The organism is Streptomyces sp. NPDC049887 (genome assembly GCF_040656535.1).
Classification (GTDB): Bacteria; Actinomycetota; Actinomycetes; order Streptomycetales; family Streptomycetaceae; genus Streptomyces.
The window spans coordinates 60,121-79,809 of the sequence record NZ_JBFAMM010000009.1; the positions used below are offsets into that span (position 1 = coordinate 60,121).

Consider the following 19,689-nt stretch of genomic DNA (forward strand, 5'->3'; position numbering starts at 1 on the left):
CCGAGCCGTACGACCGGGAGGTCACAGCCGTTGTTCAGCGTCACCGTCCGTGAGCACCTCATGATCGCTCACAGCTTCCACGGCGAGGTCTTCGGGCCCGCGCAACGTCTGCACGGAGCGACGTACCTCGTGGACGCCACCTTCCGCCGTGCCGAGCTGGACGCCGACGGCCTCGTCGTCGACATCGGCCTCGCGACCGCCGAACTGGGCAAGGTGGTCGGCGAGTTCAACTACCGCAATCTCGACGAGGTGCCCGAGTTCGCCGGGACCAACACGTCAACGGAGTTCCTGGCCAAGGTCATCGCCGACCGGCTCGCGGACCGGGTCCACTCCGGGGCGCTCGGCGAGGGGGCGCGCGGACTGTCCGGCGTCTCCGTCACGCTGCACGAGTCGCACATCGCGTGGGCGAGCTACGAGCGGGATCTGTGAGAGCGGGCTCCGTGAGCACGCGTCCCGAGGAGTGCGGTACCGCGGCCGCGCCCGAGCGCGCGGTCCGGTTCGTCATGCCGGGGGGCGTGGACGACCCGGCCGCGCCGAGCGGCGGCAACGTCTACGACCGCCGGGTGTGCCGGGAACTGCCCAGGATCGGCTGGCAGGTCCACGAGCACGCCGTCGCGGGCGAGTGGCCGCGGCCCGGCGCCGGGCCGCGGTCCGAACTGGCCCGGGTGCTGCGCGAGTCGCCCGACGGCAGCCTGGTCCTCCTCGACGGACTCGTCGCGTGCGGGGTCCCGGACCTCGTCGTGCCCGAGGCGGAACGGCTGCGGCTGGCGGTGCTGGTGCATCTGCCGCTGGGCGACGAGACCGGGCTCGCCCCGGCGGTCGCCGCGGAACTGGACGCCGCGGAGCGCATGACGCTGCGGTCCGCGGCGGTCGTCGTGGCGCCCGGCGAGTGGGCGGCTGGACGGCTGGTGGAGCACCACGGCCTCCACCCGGACCGGGTCCACGCCGCCGCCCCCGGCGCGGATGTCGCACCGCTCGCGCCCGGCACCGCGACCGGGGCACCCGTCCTCCCAGGACGGGGTGCCGCGCCGGACGCCGTGGGCCCCCGGCTGCTGTGCGTGGCCTCCGTGACCCCGCGCAAGGGGCAGCACCTCCTGGTCGAGGCCCTGGCATCCGTCGCCGGACTGCCGTGGACCTGCGAGCTGGTGGGCGGAACCGGCCATGACCCCGGCTACGTCGCCCGGCTCCGGGAGCTGATCGCCGAGCACGGTCTGGAGGGCCGGGTGCGCCTCGCCGGGCCCCGCTCCGGTCCCGACCTGAACGCGAGCTACGCGGCCGCCGACCTGCTGGTGCTCGCCTCGCACACCGAGACGTACGGGATGGTCGTCACCGAGGCTCTCGCACGCGGTGTCCCCGTCCTGGCGACGGCCGCGGGCGGACTCCCGGAGGCGGTCGGGCAGGCACCCGACGGCAGCGTGCCCGGCGCGCTCGTGCCGCCGGGGGATCCGGCGGCGCTCGCCGAGGCACTGCGCCGCTGGCTCTCCGAGCCCGGCGAGCGGCACCGCTCGAAGACGGCCGCGCGACGGCGGCGCACCGCACTGGCCGGCTGGGAGGCGACCTCCCGGAGCCTGGCCAAGGCGCTGGAACAACTCCGGCAGAATCCCCTGGAGGCCGTGTGAGTACGACAGATGTCACGCGTTACGCACCGGAGTGGCTGGCGCTGCGGGAGGCCGCCGACGCGGCGGCCCGCGCGCCCGAACTCCTGGAGCCGCTGCGGCTCCGGCTGCCCGGTTCCGGCACGGCTCCCGCGGACCGGCACGGCCGCGTCGCCCCGCTGGTGATCCGGGACCTCGGGTGCGGCACCGGTTCGATGGGGCGCTGGCTGGCGCCCCGGCTGAGCGGACGCCAGCACTGGATCCTGCACGACCACGACCCGCGGCTGCTCGAACTGGCCGCGACCCGGCTGCCCCGTACGGCAGCGGACGGCAGCCCCGTCACGGTCGCGACGGAACGCGGTGACGTCTCCCGGCTGACGGCGGAACGCCTCAAGGGCACCTCGCTGGTCACGGCGTCCGCGCTGCTGGACCTGTTCACCCGGGAGGAGCTGGACGGGCTGGTCGCGGCCTGCGCCGGGGCCGGCTGCCCGGCGCTGCTGGCGCTGTCGGTGGTGGGGCGGGTGGACCTCTCCCCCGCGGACCCGATGGACGCCGAGATCACCGATGCCTTCAACGCCCACCAGCGGCGTGAGGAACACGGCCGCCGGCTGCTCGGGCCCGACGCGGTCGCGGCGGCCTCCGTCGCCTTCGCCCGCCGGGGCATGACCGTGCGGGTGCAGACCAGCCCGTGGCGGCTCGGCGCCGGGTCGGTGGACCTCCCGGACACATCGGCGGGCCCGGCCTCCGTCGGCGGTGCCGGCCGCACGCCGGACGGGCCGTTGTCGATGCAGCTGGCGGCGGAGTGGCTGCGGGGGTGGGTCGGCGCGGCGCGGGAGGAGCGGCCGGACCTCGCCTCGCGCGCCGACGCGTATCTGCGGCGCCGTCTGGAGGCTTGTGAGACGGGCGAGTTGAGCGTGGTGGTCCACCACAGCGATGTGCTGGCGCTGCCCGGACGGACGGGCGGCGCCTCGTGATCAGGGCGGTCCGGGGGCGTCTCCGGCTGCTCGCCGGGGCGGCACGCAGGGCGGTCCGGGGGCGTCTCGGCCTGCTCGCCGGGGCGGCGCTGGTCGCGGCGACGCTGTGGTGGCAGGGCACCGGCGCGTTCGTGGACGGGCTGCGTGGTGTCGACGGGTCCACCCTCCTGGCCGCCCTGGGCATCGGCCTGTTCACGACGGTGCTGAGCGCGTGGCGCTGGTGCCTGGTGGCACGGGCGCTGGACATCCGTCTGGCGCTCGGCCCGGCCGTGGCCGACTACTACCGCTCCCTGTTCCTGAACGCCGCGCTGCCCGGCGGGGTGGCCGGTGACGTGCACCGCGCGGTGCGGCACGGGCGGCGTGAAGGCGCCGTGGGCCGGGGGGTTCGCGCGGTCGTCCTCGAACGCGTGGCGGGGCAGGCGGTGCTGGTGGCCGTCGGTGCCGTGCTGCTGGTGGTGCATCCGTCGCGGCCGCTGGAGCGGGCCGGCGGGGCCCTCCGGGAGTTCGTGCTGACGCCCGCCGCGGCCGTGGTCGTCGCAGTGGCGGCCACGCTGGTGGCCGTGGGCGCCGTGCGGCGGCCGGGCGGGCGGACCGGCTCACGGTGGGGCCGCACGGTCCGCGGCTCGCTGGCCGAGGCGCGGGTGGCGTTGCTCGGCCGGCGTCACGGTCCCGGGGTGCTGGTCTCTTCCGTCGCGGTGCTGGCCGGGCATCTCACGATGTTCCTCCTCGCCGCCCGGGCCGCCGGATCGACGGCCGCCGCCGTGGAGTTGCTGCCCCTGATGGTGCTGGCGCTGCTCGCGATGGCGCTGCCGCTGAACGTGGGCGGCTGGGGGCCCAGGGAGGGTGTCACCGCCTGGGCCTTCGGAGCCGCGGGCCTGGGCAGTGCCCAGGGGCTGAGCACTGCCGTGGCCTACGGGCTACTGGCGTTCGCCGCCGCCCTCCCCGGTGCCGCCGTCCTCGCCGTCCAGTGGTTCGCCGGACCGCGGCGCGCGCAGGTCGAGTTCGAAGAGGGTGTCCTCGCCGAGGAAGGCGCGGCGCACGGGAGGTCGGAGCGCGTCCCGCATCACGTCGGGGCCGGGGAAGGCGAGGCCCGGCACGCCGTCGCCGATCAGCACCGGCGCCACGGTGACGTACAGCCGGTCCAGGGCGCCCTCGTGCAGGAAGCGGGACACGGTCACGCCGCCGCCCTCGACGAGCACCCGGCCGAGTCCCCGGCGCGCGAGCTCGTGCACCAGGCGGCGGGGGGCGAACGCGGCGGTGTCGGGCAGGACCAGTACGTCCGCTCCGGTGCCCGCCGTGCCGTCCGCTGCGGCCCGCCCCTGCTCGCTGCCGGCACCGACCACCCACAGAGTGGGGGCCGCGCCGTCGGTGAACACCTGCCGGGTCAGCGGCACCCGGCCGTGCGGGTCGAGGACGACGCGCACCGGGTGCGGGCCGGGGCAGGCGCGAACCGTCAGCCGGGGGTCGTCCGCGACGGCGGTCCCGGCGCCGACGACCACCGCGTCGGCCAGCGCGCGCAGCCGGTGCAGGTGTTCGCGGTCCTCGGGGCCGGTGACGTAGTCGGCGTCGCCCTTGCGGGTCGCGATGAACCCGTCGAGGCTCTGGCCGAGCTGGGCGAAGGTGAAGCGGGGGCCGGCCAGGCAGAGCGGCAGATAGCGCTCGGCGAGGAGCTCCGCCCCGGCGGAGGCGTCGTCCGTCCACCGGTACCGCCCGTGCGCGTCGCGGCGCAGTCCGGCGGCCTCGGCGTCGACTTCGGTCCGTACGTCGAGCAGGCGCTTCCAGGCGCTGGGCGCGTCGAGCACGACCGGGCGCCCGGGGGGAAGTCCGTTCACCGGGCTCCCTCCCCGGACGGGGTGGCGGAACGTTCCGCCCCCAGCAACGAGAAATACGCGCCGAAGGAATCGGCGAGGGCGGCCAGCAATTCCTTGCCCTTCTCCGCCGATGCCAGGGAAGGCCGGCCCACCACACCGGTCTCCGTGTAAGGGCGCAGACCCAGGGTGAGCAAATGCTCCCGGTCGTCGACGAGGAAATCGGAGGTCATATGGCCGGGGCGTACGAGTTCGGGATGGTCATGCAGCAGAATCGAAGTCTCCACTTCACCCGCGTGCATATCGCTGTGGGACGGGGTCTCCACACCCGCGCGTTCGCGTGCCGCACTCCAGTCGGCCGAACCCGGGAAAAGCGCCATGCGGGTGCCGGTGCCCACGGACTCCTGAACCACGTTGCGCAGCACGTAGTTTCCGCCGTGCCCATTGACGAGTACGAGATTCCGGACGCCGGAGCGCCGGAGCGATTCGGCGATGTCCCGCACCACGGCGACGAGCGTCGTGGCGGAAATGCTGACGGTGCCCGGCCAGGCCGAGTGCTCGTGCGAACAGGAGAACGTCAGCGGCGGCAGCCGGTGCACCGGGTACGCGGCTGCGACCTCCCGCGCGACGGCACAGGCGATCAACGTGTCGGTGACCAGGGGGAGATACGGGCCGTGCTGCTCGAAGCTGCCGATCGGCAGGACCGCGACGTCCGCCCGTCCGGCATCCGCGTCCCGGGTCGTGTCCCACGGCAACAGGCCGAGTTCCGGCGGCCGTACCTGCGGGTCGGTCATCTTCCCGCCCCTTTCCTTACGCGCAATTTCTGCGTTCCATGAGATGCGGCCGATCGGAACCGGTGCATTGGCCCGGTCAGTCGAGATCTCCACACCGAAGACAACTCCCGCCAGAGGCTACCCGATAGGATCCGGCCATGACAGACAGCGATGGCACTCTCCGCATGGACGCTCGCGCCAAGAACACCGAGCGCATGGCAACTGTCCAACTGTCCACCAAATACGGTGTTTTCCGCGCCATCGGCTACCTGGATCGTATTCGCGGTGACGAACAAATCGCCTTGGTATACGGCGACATCACGGGAGAGGACGTTCTCGCCCGGCTGCATTCGGAGTGCCTGACCGGTGACGCCTTCGGTTCACGCCACTGCGAGTGCGGGGACCAACTGGCCGCAGCACTGAGGGCCATCGTCAACGAGGGCCGCGGAGTCCTCGTGTACCTCCAGGGGCACGAGGGGCGCGGTATCGGTCTGCTCGCCAAACTCCAGGCGATGCAGCTCCAGGCGGAGGGCATGGACACGGTCGAGGCCAATCTCGCCCTCGGCCTCCCCGTCGACTCCCGCGACTACGGAGTGGCGGCGGACATGCTGCACGACCTCGGCGTCCGGTCGGTGCGGCTGATGTCGAACAACCCGCTCAAGCGGGAGGCGTTGCTGCGGCACGGCATCGAGGTCAGCGAGCAGGTGCCGCTGCTCACGCAGCCCTGCGAGGAGAACATCTTCTATCTGCGGGCCAAGCGGGAGCGCATGGGCCATCTGCTCCCCCATCTGGACCGCCCCCCGCTGGACCGCACGGCGGACCAGCCCTGAGCGCCCACCGCCCGACGGGCCGACCCCGAGCGCCCACCGCCCGACGGGCCGACCCCGAGCGCCCACCGCCCGACGGGCCGGCCCTGTGCACGCGCGCACGGCCGACCGGTTCTGCAGACGGACGGCACGGCGAACCGGCTCCCGGCGCAGCGGTGGCCCGCGTGCCGCGCCCGCGAGACCCCTCACCGACCGGTGAGGGGCCTCGCGCGTGCCCGACCCCGAGGCGTCCCTGAGATCTCCCCCCTACGACCCTGAGATGTGTCAGTTCTCTTTGACGTAGTTGCGGCCGCCCCCGGCGAGCGCGGCGACGATCCGCAGCCGGTGCGGATTGCGTGGAGCGCACGTCCCGGGCGCTCGGCAGGGCGGTCGGGCCCGGCCGCGGGCACCGGGAGCACGCCCCCTCGTCACTCCGCCCGGCCGGGCCGGACCGCCATGGAGTCCGGCCGTGGCTCCCCCTGCCGGACCCGGCCCCCCGGCGCGGCAACCCCTGCCGGACCTCTGCTCATCCGGCCGCCCTCTGCGTCCGGACCTCCGCCTCCCCCAGCCGGACTCCGGTCGGGTGACCGCGGCCCGCGGCCCGTAGCAAGGGCCGCGGTCACACGGCCGGCCGTGGCCGCCCCTCCTCCGGCCGCCTCCGCAACCGGTCGCCCCCTTCTCCGGCCGCCTCCACAACCGGCCACCCCCACCACCGGCACCCTGCACCGACCGGTCGCCTCCACCGGCGGTCACCCTCGGCCGCCGGTCCGTGCCCCCGCCGCCGAAGCGCTCCCCGCCGGCCCGCCGCCCCCGGCCGCGCTGCCCCTCGTCGGTCGCGCCCACCACCGGTCGTTCGTAACCTTATGGGGTACTTTGTCGCTTATGGCGGCCGACGGGCGTGCTCCGGCACCGACGACCGGCGAGTGCGCAGACGAGGATCGAGAGCCGACGTGAACATCCCCCGTTCCCCTCGCCGGGCCACGGCGCGCCTGGCCCTGGCCGCCGCCGCCGTGATGGCCGCGGGCGCCTGCGGCGGTGCCGACGCAGGCTCCGGGGACGGTGGTGGCGACGGCCTCTCCGGCACGATCCGGGTGGACGGCTCCAGCACGGTGGCTCCGCTCTCCACGGCGGCGGCCCAGCTCTTCCAGCAGCGCAACCCGGGTGTACGGATCACGGTCGGCACGTCCGGCACCGGGGGCGGCTTCGAGAAGTTCTGCAACGGCGAGACGGAGATCGCCGACGCCTCGCGGCGGATCACCGCCGAGGAGCATGCCCGGTGCGCGGGGAAGGGCGTGAAGTACGAGGAGTTGCGGATCGCCAACGACGGCATGTCCGTCGTGGTCAACAAGGACAACGACTTCGCCGACTGCCTCACCGTCGAACAGCTGAGGAGGATCTGGGAGCCCGGCTCCCGGATCGACAACTGGAACCAGGTCGACCCGGACTTCCCGGACGTCGAACTGGAACTGTTCGGCCCCGGTACCGACTCCGGCACCTTCGACTACTTCACCCGGGCCGTCAACGGCGAGGAGGGCCGGTCCCGCACCGACTACTCCCCCAGCGAGGACGACAACGTCACCGTGCAGGGCGTCTCCGGGTCCAGGGGCGGCATGGGCTACTTCGGCCTGTCCTACTACGAGGAGAACAAGGACAAACTGAAGGTCCTCGAGATCGACGGGGGGAACGGCTGTGTCGCGCCGTCTCAGACCACCGTCCAGAACGGCACCTACCGGCCGCTGTCCCGCCCCCTGCTCATCTATCCGAGCGCCGCCGCCCTCGACCGGAAGGAGGTCGAGGCGTTCGTCGAGTTCTACGTCGAGAACAGCGCCGACATCGCCAGGGCCGCCCAGTTCGTCCCGCTCAGCCCCAGCCAGGAGGACGAGCTGCGGCAGGACCTGACGAGGCTGCGCGAACGGCACGCGCCATGACCCCGCGGGCAGTGCGCCGACGGGCCGCTCCGGGAAGCCCCGGCTTCCTGAGGCGGTCGCAGCCGCGCTGGACCGAGCGGTCGATCAAGGTCCTGCTCGTGGCCGCCGCACTGGTCTCGGTGCTGACCACGGTCGGCATCGTCGTCGCCCTGATCCCGCCGGTGGTGGAGTTCTTCGGCAAGGTGGACCTCGGGGAGTTCATCACCGGCACCGACTGGTCGCCCCTGTTCGAACCGCCGCACTTCGGTGTCCTGCCGCTGGTGACGGCCACCCTGGTGGTCACGGTCATCGCGCTGTTCGTGGCCGTCCCGCTCGGTCTCGGCGCGGCCGTCTATCTGAGCGAGTACGCGAGTCACCGCGTCCGCGGGATCTTCAAGCCGGTGCTGGAAGTCCTCGCCGGCATCCCGACCGTGGTCTACGGCTTCTTCGCACTCAAGGCGATCACCCCGTCCCTGCAGCGGTTCTGGCCCGGGGACGACCCACCGGAGGTCTTCAACGCGCTCTCGGCGGGGTTCGTCATGGGCATCATGATCATCCCGACGATCGCGTCGCTGGCCGAGGACTCCATGGCGGCCGTGCCCCGCTCGCTGCGTGACGGCGCCTACGCCCTGGGCTCGTCGCGGATGCAGGTCTCCACCAGGGTCGTGTTCCCGGCGGCCCTCTCCGGGATCGTCGCCGCCGTCGTCCTCGGGGTCTCCCGCGCCATCGGGGAGACGATGATCGTGGCCATCGCGGCCGGCGGACGCCCGAACCTCACCTTCAACCCGCTCGAGGGCATGCAGACGATGACCGCGTTCATCGCCGCCGCCGGCATCGGCGACCTGCCCACCGGGTCCACCGGCTACCAGACGATCTTCGCCGTGGGCCTGCTGCTCTTCGCCATCACGCTGGTGATGAACCTGATCAGCATCCGGCTGGTGCGCCGCTACCGCGAGGTGTACGAATGATCCCCACCGCGGTCACCTCCGACCCGCCCGAGGTCCCCCGCCTCAGTGGGCGGGGCACGCCGCTGCGCGAGCAGTTCTTCCGGCTCAGTCTGTGGGCCTCGCTGGCGATCGGAGTGGTCTTCCTGGCCGGCCTGCTCACGTACGTGGTCGTCGAGGGCTGGCCCCGGCTGGACTCGAAGCTGTGGACCAACTTCCCGGACATCATCGACCCGTCGAACGCCGGCGCCCAGTCGGCGATCACGGGCACGATCTGGGTCATCTCCTTCACGGCCCTGTACTGCCTGCCGACCGGCGTACTCACCGCGATCTACCTGGAGGAGTACGCGGACCGCGGCCGGTGGTGGAACCGGGCCGTCGAGATCAACATCCAGAACCTGGCGGCCGTCCCCTCCATCGTCTACGGCATCCTGGGCCTGGGCGTGATCTCCCGCGGGCTGGGCTTCGGCCAGACCGTGCTCACCGCCGCACTCACCCTGTCCCTGCTGGTGCTGCCCATCGTGATCATCTCGTCCCGGGAGGCGATCCGGGCGGTGCCCCAGTCCATCCGCCAGGCCTCCCTCTCGCTGGGCGCCACCCAGTGGCAGACCATCTGGCGCCAGGTGCTGCCCGCCGCCGTGCCCGGCATGGCGACCGGCTCGATCCTCGCGCTGTCCCGCGCCATCGGGGAGGCCGCGCCGCTGCTGCTGCTCGGCGGACTGACGTTCATCACGTTCAACCCGACCGGTGTGCACAGCCAGTTCACGGTGCTGCCGATCCAGATCTTCAACTGGATCAGTCAGTCCCGCGCCGAGTTCACCGCGCTCGCCTCCGCCGCGATCGTCGTCCTGCTGGTGATCCTGCTGGTGATGAACTCGCTGGCGATCTGGCTGCGCAACCACTTCACCCGCCGATGGTGACTGCCGTGCCACCGAAGACCCCGTGTGAGGAAGCACCATGACCACCCCTCCCGGCCACGGACCCGGCGGCACCAGGCCGCCCCAGCCGGCCCGCAGCGTCACCCCGCAGCCGTCCGAGACGGTCTTCGAGGTGGGCGGACTGTCCGTGTTCTACGGCGACCACGAGGCCGTGCGCGACGTCAACATGACCATCGGAGCCCGCCAGATCACGGCGATGATCGGCCCTTCGGGCTGTGGCAAGTCGACCGTCCTGCGCTGCTTCAACCGGCTGAACGACCTGCTGCCGGACGCCCGTGTGGTCGGCAAGGTCCGCTACCACAACGAGGACCTCTACAGCCGCGAGGTCGACCCCATCGAGGTGCGCCGCCGCATCGGCATGGTCTTCCAGAAGCCCAACCCGTTCCCCAAGTCCATCTACGACAACATCGCCTACGGACCCCGGGTCGGCGGCTTCAAGGGGAGCCTGGACGACCTGGTGGAGGAGACCCTGACCCACGCGGCCCTGTGGGACGAGGTCAAGGACAAGCTCAAGACCTCCGCACTCGCGCTCTCCGGCGGACAGCAGCAGCGGCTGTGCATCGCCCGGACCATCGCGGTCGAGCCGGAGGTGATCCTCATGGACGAGCCGTGCTCCTCACTGGACCCGATCGCCACGGCGAAGATCGAGGACCTCATGGAGCACCTGGCCCAGGAGTTCACCATCATCGTCGTCACGCACAACATGCAGCAGGCCGCCCGGGTGTCGGAGCGGACCGCGTTCTTCAGCTCGGAGATCGACCGGAACGGCGTGCGCCACGGCCGGCTGATCGAGTTCGACGAGACGGGCACGCTCTTCAGCAATCCGTCCGACCAGCGCACGGAGGACTACATCTCCGGCCGCTTCGGCTGAGCCCCGGCACGGTGGCGGTGGGGCCCCCGGTACACGAAGGCATACGGCGTCAGGCGTCAGGCGTCAGGCGTCAGGCGAGCGTGGCGATGATCTTCCGTACCCGGGTGGCCACGCTGTCCGGCAGGGGCGCGTAGTGGATCGCCGGCAGCAGCTTCTGCCCCTCCTCGCCGGCGGTGTACGCGAGGAAGGACTTCAGCGCGGGGAGGCTCGCCGGGTCGTTCCCCGTGTCGCAGACGACCTCGTACGTCACGAGCACGATCGGGTACGCGCCGTCGGCGGAGGTCCCGTGGTCGAACTCCAGCTTCATGTCGTCGCCCCGGCCGACGACCTCGGCCTGGGCGATGCCCCGGGACGCGCTCTCCGCGCTGGGCGCGACGGGCGCGGCCGCGCCCGTGTCGATGCGTACCGTGTCGATCTTCTGGGTGGCGGCGAAGGACAGCTCGAAGTAGCCGATGGCGCCCTGGGTACCGGCCACCGCCGCCGCGACCCCGTTCGAACCGGCAGCCGAGTGGCCGCCCTCGGCCTGCCAGACCTTCTTCGCCTCGTACGGCCATTCGTCCCCCGCGGCACCCGACAGATAGGCGTTCAGGTTCTGCGTCGTGCCCGAGTCGTCCGAGCGGTGCACGGCGGTGATCGCGAGGGCGGGGAGACGTGCGCCGGGGTTGAGACGACGGATGTCGGGATGGTTCCAGGCGGTGATGCGGGAGTCGAAGATCGCGGCCAGGGTGGGGGCGTCGAGCACCAGGCCGTCGACGCCCGGAAGGTGGTAACCGAGCGCCACGGGCCCGCCCGCCATGGGCAGGTCGATGGCCCGGCCGCCCGCGCAGAACGTCCGGGAGATCTCGACGTCCTGCGCCCCCAGCGCGCTGTCCGTGCCGCCGAAGGCGGTGGCTCCCCGCAGGAACTGCGCCACTCCTGCGCCGGAGCCCACGGGGTTGTACGCGATTCGCACACCGGGACAGGCACGCTGGTACTGGTCGATCCAGTGCTTCATGGCGTTCTGCTGGGCGGTCGAGCCTGATCCCTGGACCTTGCCGGAGCCGACGCAGTCGATGTCCACGGCGGCGGGCGGTGGGCCGGTCTCGGCCCCGTGCTCCATGGGGCCCTCCCCCGCGCAGCCGGCCACTGCCAGTGCGGCCGCGGTCACGGCCGGGCGCACCCATCGGTTCGTACGTTTCACGCGTCCCATGGCTCTGCGCCCGCCCCTTTCCTCCCCCCTGGGATCGTCGTCGATCCCGCCCCGGGATGGGTGACGTCCGGGCGAACATCAGTCGACGTGCGACCGACCCCCGTGCGGACACGCATCGGGGGACCTCCTCGCGTGGGGTCCTGGCGTTCCGGTCCGCCCCCGAGCCGCCGGGTCCGCGTACGGGTGTCCGCCTCGCGCGGGCGGTACGTCCGGCAGCGGGCCGGGCACGGATGGCTCCATGCCCATGCTCGTCGGAACCTCGGGGTGGCAGTACAAGGACTGGCGCGGCGGCCTCTACCCGCCCGGGGTGCCGCAGCGGTTGTGGCTGGAGGAGTACGCCCGGCGGTTCGCCACGGTGGAGAACAACAACGCCTTCTACCGCCTCCCCGCCCGGGACGTCTTCGCCTCCTGGCGGGAACGCACGCCCGGGGACTTCGTCATGGCGGTCAAGGCGAGCCGCTATCTGACGCATCTGAAGCGGCTGCACGACCCCGGGGAGCCGGTGGCGCGGCTGGTGGACCGGGCCGAGGCGTTGGGCGACCGGCTGGGGCCGGTCCTGCTGCAACTGCCGCCGAACTTCCGTGAGGACACCGCGGCGCTGGACGCCTGTCTGCGCTGCTTCCCCCGACGCGTCCGGGTCGCCGTAGAGCTGCGCCACCCCTCGTGGTGGGAGGCCGAGCGGGGACTCCGGAAGGTGCTGGAGCGGCACGGCAGCACGCTGTGCTGGGCGGACCGGGGGTCCCGCCCCGTCACCCCGCTGTGGCGCACGGCGGACTGGGGCTATCTGCGTCTCCACGGCGGGCTCGCCCAGCCCCCGCCGCGCTACGGCCGCCGGGCGACGACGGCCTGGGTGCGGCGTCTGACCGACTGCTGGCGGGACGAGGACGACGTGTACGTCTACTTCAACAACGACACGGGAGGCGCTGCCGTCGTGGACGCCGTGGGGTTCGCCCGGTCCGCCGCGTCGTCTGGCCGGACCGTGACCCGTACGCCCGACGTCGCGGGCTGACCCCACTGCCCCGGACCGGCCCGGATCCGTCCCGAACCTCCGCTGTACGGTGCGAAGGTCGTGCCACCGGGATGACGCGACGACTTCGACGAATGGGGGGCCTCCCATGGCGCTGTTCGGGAACGCGCACACGGTCGATCCGGCCAAGGCGCAGCAGGACTACGCACGGCTGCTCGGGCAGGGGGAGCAGGTGCACGCCGCGTTCCTGCTGATCCGCGACACCATCCTGTTCACCGACCGCCGGCTGCTGCTGGTCGACAAGCAGGGCATCACCGGCAAGAAGGTGGAGTACCACTCCGTCCCCTACCGCAGCATCACGCACTTCGCGGTGGAGACGGCCGGCATGTTCGACCTGGACGCGGAACTCAAGATCTGGATATCGGGGAGCACCGAGCCGATCCAGAAGACGTTCACCAAGGGCGTCGACGTCTACGAGGTGCAGGCGGTCCTCACGCAGTTCGTCGCCCGGTAGGCCGGGCCGCGAGGGCGCCCCGGCGGTCCTCGCCGGGGCGCCGTGCGGTTCGTGCGGCTTCGGCGGCCGTCGCGTCAGCGGTCGACGCGCTCCATGACGGTGCCGAGGTCCACGAACTTGAAGCCGGTGGCCTCGCGGTCTCCGTCGCCCGGGGTGTCGTGCCCGTCCTGCACGACGAGCAGGCCCTGCGGGTACCTGGCGCCGAGCGGCGCGTTCAGCACGGCCGCGCCGTCGCACTCCTCGGAGCCGTCGAGGGCGGACGAGGCCGCGGTGACGCGGAAGCCGCCCTCGTACTCGTTGCGGTCGCGCACCTCGCGGTCGTACAGGGCGAAGGTGTCGTCTCCCTGGCTCGACGCCAGGACGTATCCGTCGCCGTCGGGCTCGGTGAGCAGGGTCAGCCCCTCGACGTCGGCGGACAGGTGCTCGCCGCCGAAGCCGGGGTCCGCGCCCGCGACGCACTCCTCGGTCCTCTCGTCGTAGTCGGCGGGGACGCCGAACTCCCTGACCTTGTCGACGAGCCGGGGCGTGCCGGTGAGATCGGCCCGGACGCGCCAGATGCCGACGTCCTCCTGGCCCGCGTAGAGCATCCCGTTCGCCGGGTCGACGACCATGCCCTCGACCTGCGGCGCGTCCCCGGGCTCACCGCACGGCGTCCATGAGGTGCCGTCGGGCAGCCGGAAGGAGGACGGCAGCTCCAGGGTGCGCACCGTGCGGTAGGTGACCGTCCCCGAGGCGGTCGGGCGCAGCTCAAGCAGCGCGACCTCGGTGCTCGCACGCCGGCTGACCAGGGCGTAGGAGCGGCCGCCGGCCGGGTCGGTCCAGGTGGCGAGGCCGTAGGCGGTCCGCTGGCCGTTGATCTCGTCCTGGTTCCGGGAGAAGACCGGCGGCGCGGCGGGGTCGGTGACGTCGGTGAGCGGGCCGCCGGGGCGTGCCCGGTCGATGCGGTGGATGCGCAGCCGGTCGTGGCCCCGGTCGGTGGTCACGGCGAGGTCGGCGCGTCCGGACGGCAGTCGCAGCCCGTGCACGAGATCCACGTTGTTGAAGCGGCCGGGCGCGTCGCCCGGGCGGGCGGGGCCGGGCGCGGCGATCGACTGCACCGGCCGGGCGTCGAGGTCGTACACCCGCAGTCCGCCCTCCTTGGCCGTCGCTATCACCAGGCTGCGGCCGGGGTCGGCGGTGTTGCGCCAGATCGCGGGGTCGTCCGCGTCGGCGTTGCCGCCCGCCTCGTCGTCGTACAGCGTGGGTGTCTCTGCCGCGGGGGTGACGGCCGGCAGGGCGGGGGCGGTGGGTCCGACCGGGTCCGGGTTCGCCGCGGCGGCCGGGAGGGCGGCGGACACCACGAGGACCAGGCCCAGTACGGCGGTGGCCGGCCGGACGGACCGGACGCACCGGAAGGGCCGGAAGGGCAGGGGTCCGTTCACGAAGCACTCCTCCATGTCGGGAACATGACGACCTCCCGTCCGAGGGTGGAAGCGGCGGATGACGGCCCGGCGTCCGGGACACGGTGCCCGCGTGTGCACGCCGTGAACTTGGCCGACCTACGCCGGGAAGCGCAGTATCGAATGATGGGGCGCGATCCACCGGTCCGTGCCCCCGCACCCAATTCTCCGCCTGACCGCGCCGTCGCCCCGCCCCGGACACCGCACTGCGGCGCCCCCGGGGACCTGCGTACGGCGCAGGAGGTGACACCACCATGAAACTCCCGACCGAGCGTGCCCGACACTCCACGGGCCCTGACGGGGGCGCCGCGCCCGTCGCGGTCGGCGCGGCCGACGCGGGCGTGCTGCTGCTCCGGCTGGCCGTCGGACTGATCCTGGCGGGGCACGGGGCCCAGAAGCTGTTCGGCTGGTTCGGCGGCCCCGGACTGGAGCCCACGGGCAGGGGCTTCTCGCAGCTCGGCTGGGACCCGGGCGTCTTCTACGCCGGACTGGCCGGGGTCTCCGAGTTCCTGGGCGGTCTGGGCCTGGCCGTCGGCATGCTCACCCCCCTCGCCGCGGCGGCCTGCACAGGGGTCATGGTCAACGCCATGGCGATCGCCCCCGAGATCGACCTGTGGTCCGCCGCGGGCACCGCCTTCGTCTACCCGATGCTCCTCGCCGTCGGCGCGCTCACCGTCGCCGCGGTGGGACCGCTCCGGCTCTCCCTCGACGCGCGTTTTCCGTGGCGGGACGGCGGCTGGCTCCCGGCGGGGTTCGCCCTGGTCCTGGGTGTCGTCGGGGCGTTCGTCATCCTGGCGCTGAAGTAGCCGGGCGGCCCCGGCCGGACGGCAGTGATCGCGGCCGCGGCGATCGCGAAATAGTCTGTTTCGTGCTGGTTTGTTAGGCGGTACGGCAATCGAGCGACCCCCGTCAGACGAGGTGCAGGCGATGTCCGACAGGCGTCCACGCGCGGTACGGGCGGGCAGGTGGCCGCTCCGGGCCGCCGGTCACGGCCGGCAGCCGACCGACCCCGCCCCCGAGCACTCCATGGACCCGCGGGCGGAGCACGAGTCGCAGGAGCCGGCACCGCTGGAACGCAGCATCGTGGACGCCGCGCTCTACCGCGACGGACGCCGGATGGAAACGCCCACCTCGCTGGCGGGGATCTACAACCGCCTCCCCGGAGAGCCGGGCACGATGGCCTGGATCGGCCTGTTCCGGCCCTCCCCCGCCCAGCTGTGGGAGGCGGCGGAGCAGTTCGGGCTGCACGAACTGGCCGTGGAGGACGCCATCGTCGCCCATCAGCGCCCCAAGCTGGAGCGGTACGGGAAGACGCTCTTCGTCGTGCTGCGCCCGGCCCGGTACCTGGACGAGGCCGAGGAGGTGGACTTCGGCGAGATCCACGTCTTCGTCGGCCCCGAGTTCGTCCTCACCGTGCGGCACAGCCAGACCCCGGACCTCGCGGTCGTCCGCAGCCGGCTGGAGGCCGACCCGGATCTGCTGGCCCTCGGCCCCGAGGCGGTGCTGTACGCCATCCTGGACGCGGTCGTCGACGGCTACGCCCCGGTGATCGCGGGCCTCCAGCACGACATCGACGAGATCGAGACCGAGGTCTTCCGCGGCGACCCGAAGGTCTCCCGGCGGATCTACGAGCTGTCCCGCGAGGTGGTGGACTTCCAGCGGGCCACCCGGCCGCTGCTGGCCATCATGAACGGGCTCCAGGCCGGCTTCCAGAAGTACGGCACGAACGAGGAGCTCCAGCGCTACCTGCGGGACGTGGCCGACCACGCCACCACCGTCGCCGAGCGGGTCAACGGCTTCCGGCAGGCGCTCGGCGACATCCTCACCGTCAACGCCACCCTCGTCTCCCAGGCGCAGAACGAGGAGATGAAGATGCTCGCGGAGGCCGGCCACGCCCAGAACAACGAGATCAAGAAGATCTCCAGCTGGGCGGCCATCCTGTTCGCGCCGACCCTGATCGGCACCGTCTACGGCATGAACTTCGTCCATATGCCCGAACTCGACTGGCGCTTCGGCTACCCGTTCGCCCTCGCGCTGATGCTGCTGGTGTGCATCGGCCTCTACCTCGTCTTCAAGCGCCGTGACTGGCTCTGACCCGACCGCGTCCGGCCGTCCGGCGCCCGCCGCCGGACCCCGCGGAGGGCTTCGCGCCACAATGGGTGGTGAGGACAAGCCGTCCACAGCGGTGAGGCGGGACCAAGGATGCCCTACATAGCCGTGACCGCCCTGAGCGACGTCGGGCTGATCCGCGAGCACAACGAGGACAGTCTCGTCGCCGGCCCCTGGACCCTGTGCGGCACCGTCACGGAGAACCCGCAGACGCTGCTCTTCCCGCTGGGCACCCCGCTCGTCGCCGCCGTCGCCGACGGGCTCGGCGGGCAGCCCGCCGGTGAGGTGGCCAGCGCGCTCGTCGTACGGCAGCTCGCCGCGCTCGGCCCCGCACTGGACGACGAGGACGCCGTCAACGAGGCGCTGAACATGTGCAACCACATGGTGTACTCGGCCGCCGACGACAACCCCGACCTGCTCACGATGGGCACCACGATCGCGGGCGTCGTCGTCCTGCGCGGCTCGCTGACGGTGTTCAACGTCGGGGACAGCAAGGTCTACGCCGCGGCCGAGGACGGGATGCGGCAGCTGAGCGTGGACGACAGCCCGCCGCCGGCGCCGGGACGGCGCGTCACGACGGCGGTCACCCAGACCCTCGGCGGCGGCCCCTCCTACACCCCCGTCACGCCCCATGTCACGACCACCTCGCTGTCCCCGGGCGGTCGCTGCCTGGTGTGCACCGACGGCCTGACCGACCCGGTGCCGGACGAGGAGCTCCACGCCCTGCTGCGGGTGCACGACGACGGCAGGGCCGCCTACGAACTGTGGAAGGCCGCCATCGAGGCGGGTGGACCGGACAACATCACGCTGGCGCTGGTCCGCATCGGCGAGTAGCACGCGGGCGGCCGCCAGGGAACGACGGTGCCCCGGAGCCGAAGCTCCGGGGCACCGTCGTCGTGCGCGGGTGGGGCGTGCATCCGGTGCCTCACCGCGTCACTCGGGACTACTCCACGTCGTGGCAGACCGCGAAGGCGGTGATCGTGCCGCCTGCGACGACGACCTCCGCGGACGCCCTCCATCCGGTGGCGGGGCCCGTGCCGACGAACACCGGCGCGCTGTCCTCGACCTCGATCGAGGCGAGGTCGCTGGTGTCGAAGCCACCGCCGATGGCGATGTCGTTGCCGAGGCAGAGGGCCGTCGACTCGACGTCCGTGCCGGCGATGTCGCTGGTCGCGACCAGGCCGGTCACGACGTAGGTGTCGAGCTCACCCTCGGGGCCGGCCGGCCCGGGAGGGCCCTGCGGACCCTGCGGGCCACGCTCGCCACGCTCGCCACGCTCGCCGCGCTCACCACGGCGGTCGTCGTCGAAGCTCATCACCAGGGCGCCTGAGCCCGGCATCGCGACGCTCTGCCCGGAGGGCAGCGTGTCGGCCACGGCAGCGGTGCTCGGGACGACGCTGAGCAGGGCGGCGACGGTGCCGGCCGAGACCAGCATGGCGGTCTTCGTGCGGGAACTGCGGATTGTACGGCTCACCAGAGAACCTTCCTCGCGGAACTTGGAGTGACCGAACCACCGGCGTGCACGCACTCGGCAGTGCGCTTCGTCCGCCTGAGCGTCACGCAGTGCGTGGTCACGGGCCATAGTCTTCACTCTCCGCGACCGAAGAATTGCGGATCGGCACGTGTCGTGGATGCAATCACCCGTGCGGCTGCGAAACCCGGCAGCCCCGTACTCATTTCGGACCTCTCACGTTCCGCGCGCCCGCCTGGGGCCGGGGAGCGAAGAACTTTCACCTTGCACAGGACCGGCCGGCCATTCGGCCGGGCCCGCCTTCAGCACTCCATCAGATCCAGTGCGTGCTTGACCGAGAGGGCGCAGAGAAAGAGCCGACGGGAAATCTCGGCGGCAATCAGATCGCGTACCGGGGAGGACGGGTGGACCAGGACGATGTTCCGCTCGTGGCGCTTCCAGGAAAGAAGGAGATCCAGCAACTCGTTGTCGCACTCGGTGATTTCCGCGCAGTCGACCACGAGCCGCGAGTACCCGGACTTCACGGCGACGGTCAGCATCAGCCGCAGGGGGTAGACGCTCTCGCGATCGACCACTCCCCGGAGGGCGATGACCAGCGTGCGGTCGATGGTCCGGCAGTAGGAGATGGCCGGTGGGTCGTTTCGCCGCCCGGGAGTGCCGCAGGGGCCAGGGTCCGCGGTATCCGAATGCACCGCGACCGACGCTGCGACTGTCATGCTGCTGTACCCCTTCGCGGTGTGCCGCCCGAATGCCGCTCTACAACTACCGCAAAAGTGCCGGGAACTGCACCCGGGGAACGATCCATACGGGTGACGGCGGCCGGTTCCGTCGGACCGCGACGGAGATCTGTTTTCCGTATCAACCGGCATCGCCGGCATCCCGGCGATGCCGCGCCCCGGGCACCGACGTGTCCATCGGCGCGGGAAATCGTTTTGTCATCGATGAATTCTTCCAGCGCTTCGCCGCCCCCCGGGTCCTCGGACCCACTGGCCCCACCGGCCCCCCACGCCGGAGTCCTGGCGTGGGAGCGCCGTCCCGGCTCCGAGCGGTCCGGCCCCCGTCACCGCGGCCTGGGCGAACTCGCCCTGACACCGGTGTACGGGCAACTGGTGTCCGAGTGGCGGGCGCGCGGGGCGATGCTGCCGGGCGCTCACGATCCGCAGTGGGACCGGCTCGTCTCCCTCCGCGCGTTCGAGGAGGACACCCGGCGGACGCTCCGCATGCTCCGACTGGAGCGGGATCCGCTGCCGCTCCTGCCCGACGCGGAGGCGCGGCTGACCGCCGGGGGCGCCGGCCACCCGGCCGCGCCGGGCGCGGTCGCGCACCTCCCGGGGCCTCGCTGAGGGCCGTCCCGCAGGTCCCCCGGACCGACCGGCCCGGCTCC

20 protein-coding genes and 1 pseudogene are annotated in these 19,689 nt (G+C 72.5%); 15 read left to right on the forward strand and 6 right to left on the reverse strand.

What is annotated here, in order from left to right; all coding sequences use genetic code 11:
- Positions 1–30 precede the first annotated feature (30 nt).
- The 4 genes and pseudogenes from AB0J10_RS13620 to AB0J10_RS13635 form a co-directional block, all read left to right on the forward strand.
- Positions 31–429 (forward strand): 6-carboxytetrahydropterin synthase, encoded by a 399-nt coding sequence (locus AB0J10_RS13620; RefSeq protein ID WP_363061067.1) that lies wholly within the window; start codon positions 31–33, stop codon positions 427–429.
- Positions 426–1,619, forward strand: a complete 1,194-nt coding sequence (locus tag AB0J10_RS13625) for a glycosyltransferase family 4 protein (RefSeq protein ID WP_363061068.1) — start codon at positions 426–428, stop codon at positions 1,617–1,619. The genes AB0J10_RS13620 and AB0J10_RS13625 overlap by 4 nt, the downstream gene beginning before the upstream one ends.
- Positions 1,616–2,569, forward strand: a complete 954-nt coding sequence (locus AB0J10_RS13630) for a class I SAM-dependent methyltransferase (protein WP_363061070.1) — start codon at positions 1,616–1,618, stop codon at positions 2,567–2,569. The genes AB0J10_RS13625 and AB0J10_RS13630 overlap by 4 nt, the downstream gene beginning before the upstream one ends.
- 26 nt (positions 2,570–2,595) lie before the next feature.
- Positions 2,596–3,546: pseudogene (locus tag AB0J10_RS13635) on the forward strand (lysylphosphatidylglycerol synthase transmembrane domain-containing protein); the annotation flags it as partial.
- Here AB0J10_RS13635 and AB0J10_RS13640 read toward each other — a convergent pair.
- Positions 3,487–4,401, reverse strand: a complete 915-nt coding sequence (locus tag AB0J10_RS13640; protein WP_363061072.1) for a RibD family protein — start codon at positions 4,399–4,401, stop codon at positions 3,487–3,489. The pseudogene AB0J10_RS13635 and the gene AB0J10_RS13640 sit on opposite strands and share 60 nt — an antisense overlap.
- Positions 4,398–5,171, reverse strand: coding sequence for a creatininase family protein (locus AB0J10_RS13645; protein WP_363061374.1), 774 nt, complete (start codon positions 5,169–5,171; stop codon positions 4,398–4,400). The genes AB0J10_RS13640 and AB0J10_RS13645 overlap by 4 nt, the downstream gene beginning before the upstream one ends.
- Before the next feature lie 137 nt (positions 5,172–5,308).
- Here AB0J10_RS13645 and ribA point away from each other — a divergent pair, with 137 nt between their 5' ends.
- From ribA to pstB, 5 genes are all read left to right on the forward strand, one after another.
- The gene (ribA, locus tag AB0J10_RS13650; RefSeq protein ID WP_363061074.1) at positions 5,309–5,980 is read left to right on the forward strand and encodes a GTP cyclohydrolase II; all 672 of its coding nucleotides are present in this window, start codon (positions 5,309–5,311) and stop codon (positions 5,978–5,980) included.
- Positions 5,981–6,906: 926 nt separating this feature from the next.
- Entirely contained in the window at positions 6,907–7,884 is a 978-nt protein-coding gene (locus AB0J10_RS13655) for a PstS family phosphate ABC transporter substrate-binding protein (protein WP_363061076.1), read from the forward strand.
- The gene (pstC, locus tag AB0J10_RS13660; protein WP_363061078.1) at positions 7,881–8,831 is read left to right on the forward strand and encodes a phosphate ABC transporter permease subunit PstC; all 951 of its coding nucleotides are present in this window, start codon (positions 7,881–7,883) and stop codon (positions 8,829–8,831) included. Before AB0J10_RS13655 ends, pstC begins: the two co-directional genes overlap by 4 nt.
- Entirely contained in the window at positions 8,828–9,727 is a 900-nt protein-coding gene (pstA, locus tag AB0J10_RS13665) for a phosphate ABC transporter permease PstA (protein ID WP_363061080.1), read from the forward strand. Before pstC ends, pstA begins: the two co-directional genes overlap by 4 nt.
- A gap of 37 nt (positions 9,728–9,764) precedes the next feature.
- Entirely contained in the window at positions 9,765–10,616 is an 852-nt protein-coding gene (gene pstB / locus AB0J10_RS13670) for a phosphate ABC transporter ATP-binding protein PstB (protein ID WP_363061082.1), read from the forward strand.
- 70 nt (positions 10,617–10,686) lie between these two features.
- Here pstB and pstS read toward each other — a convergent pair whose 3' ends face one another.
- Positions 10,687–11,775: a phosphate ABC transporter substrate-binding protein PstS gene (gene pstS, locus AB0J10_RS13675; RefSeq protein ID WP_363061084.1), complete on the reverse strand. Its 1,089-nt coding sequence runs from the start codon at positions 11,773–11,775 to the stop codon at positions 10,687–10,689.
- 268 nt (positions 11,776–12,043) lie between these two features.
- On the opposite strand from pstS, the gene AB0J10_RS13680 reads away from it, so the two are divergent.
- Both AB0J10_RS13680 and AB0J10_RS13685 read left to right on the forward strand, forming a co-directional pair.
- Positions 12,044–12,814, forward strand: coding sequence for a DUF72 domain-containing protein (locus AB0J10_RS13680; RefSeq protein WP_363061086.1), 771 nt, complete (start codon positions 12,044–12,046; stop codon positions 12,812–12,814).
- 106 nt (positions 12,815–12,920) lie between these two features.
- Positions 12,921–13,286, forward strand: coding sequence for a PH domain-containing protein (locus tag AB0J10_RS13685; protein WP_363061088.1), 366 nt, complete (start codon positions 12,921–12,923; stop codon positions 13,284–13,286).
- A gap of 74 nt (positions 13,287–13,360) precedes the next feature.
- On the opposite strand, the gene AB0J10_RS13690 is transcribed toward AB0J10_RS13685, so the two are convergent.
- Positions 13,361–14,707: a phytase gene (locus tag AB0J10_RS13690; protein ID WP_363061090.1), complete on the reverse strand. Its 1,347-nt coding sequence runs from the start codon at positions 14,705–14,707 to the stop codon at positions 13,361–13,363.
- A gap of 272 nt (positions 14,708–14,979) precedes the next feature.
- Between AB0J10_RS13690 and AB0J10_RS13695 the strand changes: the two genes are divergently transcribed.
- From AB0J10_RS13695 to AB0J10_RS13705, 3 genes are all read left to right on the forward strand, one after another.
- Entirely contained in the window at positions 14,980–15,531 is a 552-nt protein-coding gene (locus tag AB0J10_RS13695) for a DoxX family protein (protein ID WP_363061092.1), read from the forward strand.
- Between the two features lie 121 nt (positions 15,532–15,652).
- On the forward strand, positions 15,653–16,819 hold the full coding sequence (locus AB0J10_RS13700; protein WP_363061094.1) for a magnesium and cobalt transport protein CorA: 1,167 nt from the start codon (positions 15,653–15,655) through the stop codon (positions 16,817–16,819).
- A gap of 108 nt (positions 16,820–16,927) precedes the next feature.
- A complete protein-coding gene (locus tag AB0J10_RS13705; RefSeq protein ID WP_363061096.1) occupies positions 16,928–17,668 on the forward strand; it encodes a protein phosphatase 2C domain-containing protein in 741 nt (246 codons plus the stop codon).
- Positions 17,669–17,777: 109 nt separating this feature from the next.
- Here AB0J10_RS13705 and AB0J10_RS13710 read toward each other — a convergent pair whose 3' ends face one another.
- Together AB0J10_RS13710 and AB0J10_RS13715 are read right to left on the reverse strand one after the other, a co-directional pair.
- Positions 17,778–18,308: a hypothetical protein gene (locus AB0J10_RS13710; protein WP_363061098.1), complete on the reverse strand. Its 531-nt coding sequence runs from the start codon at positions 18,306–18,308 to the stop codon at positions 17,778–17,780.
- 299 nt (positions 18,309–18,607) lie between these two features.
- Entirely contained in the window at positions 18,608–19,021 is a 414-nt protein-coding gene (locus tag AB0J10_RS13715; RefSeq protein ID WP_363061100.1) for an STAS domain-containing protein, read from the reverse strand.
- Between the two features lie 225 nt (positions 19,022–19,246).
- On the opposite strand from AB0J10_RS13715, the gene AB0J10_RS13720 reads away from it, so the two are divergent.
- Positions 19,247–19,648 carry a hypothetical protein gene (locus AB0J10_RS13720; RefSeq protein ID WP_363061102.1) on the forward strand — a complete coding sequence of 134 codons (402 nt, stop codon included), beginning with the start codon at positions 19,247–19,249 and terminating at the stop codon, positions 19,646–19,648.
- Positions 19,649–19,689 lie beyond the last annotated feature (41 nt).

Bases quoted from the DNA above. Each gene is read 5' to 3' on its own strand.
- AB0J10_RS13645 (WP_363061374.1), bottom strand. From the start codon at position 5,171: ATGACCGACCCGCAGGTACGGCCGCCGGAACTCGGCCTGTTGCCGTGG.
- ribA (WP_363061074.1), top strand. From the start codon at position 5,309: ATGACAGACAGCGATGGCACTCTCCGCATGGACGCTCGCGCCAAGAAC.
- pstC (WP_363061078.1), top strand. From the start codon at position 7,881: ATGACCCCGCGGGCAGTGCGCCGACGGGCCGCTCCGGGAAGCCCCGGC.
- pstA (WP_363061080.1), top strand. From the start codon at position 8,828: ATGATCCCCACCGCGGTCACCTCCGACCCGCCCGAGGTCCCCCGCCTC.
- pstB (WP_363061082.1), top strand. From the start codon at position 9,765: ATGACCACCCCTCCCGGCCACGGACCCGGCGGCACCAGGCCGCCCCAG.
- AB0J10_RS13680 (WP_363061086.1), top strand. From the start codon at position 12,044: ATGCCCATGCTCGTCGGAACCTCGGGGTGGCAGTACAAGGACTGGCGC.
- AB0J10_RS13685 (WP_363061088.1), top strand. From the start codon at position 12,921: ATGGCGCTGTTCGGGAACGCGCACACGGTCGATCCGGCCAAGGCGCAG.
- AB0J10_RS13695 (WP_363061092.1), top strand. From the start codon at position 14,980: ATGAAACTCCCGACCGAGCGTGCCCGACACTCCACGGGCCCTGACGGG.
- AB0J10_RS13700 (WP_363061094.1), top strand. From the start codon at position 15,653: ATGTCCGACAGGCGTCCACGCGCGGTACGGGCGGGCAGGTGGCCGCTC.
- AB0J10_RS13705 (WP_363061096.1), top strand. From the start codon at position 16,928: ATGCCCTACATAGCCGTGACCGCCCTGAGCGACGTCGGGCTGATCCGC.
- AB0J10_RS13715 (WP_363061100.1), bottom strand. From the start codon at position 19,021: ATGACAGTCGCAGCGTCGGTCGCGGTGCATTCGGATACCGCGGACCCT.
- AB0J10_RS13720 (WP_363061102.1), top strand. From the start codon at position 19,247: ATGAATTCTTCCAGCGCTTCGCCGCCCCCCGGGTCCTCGGACCCACTG.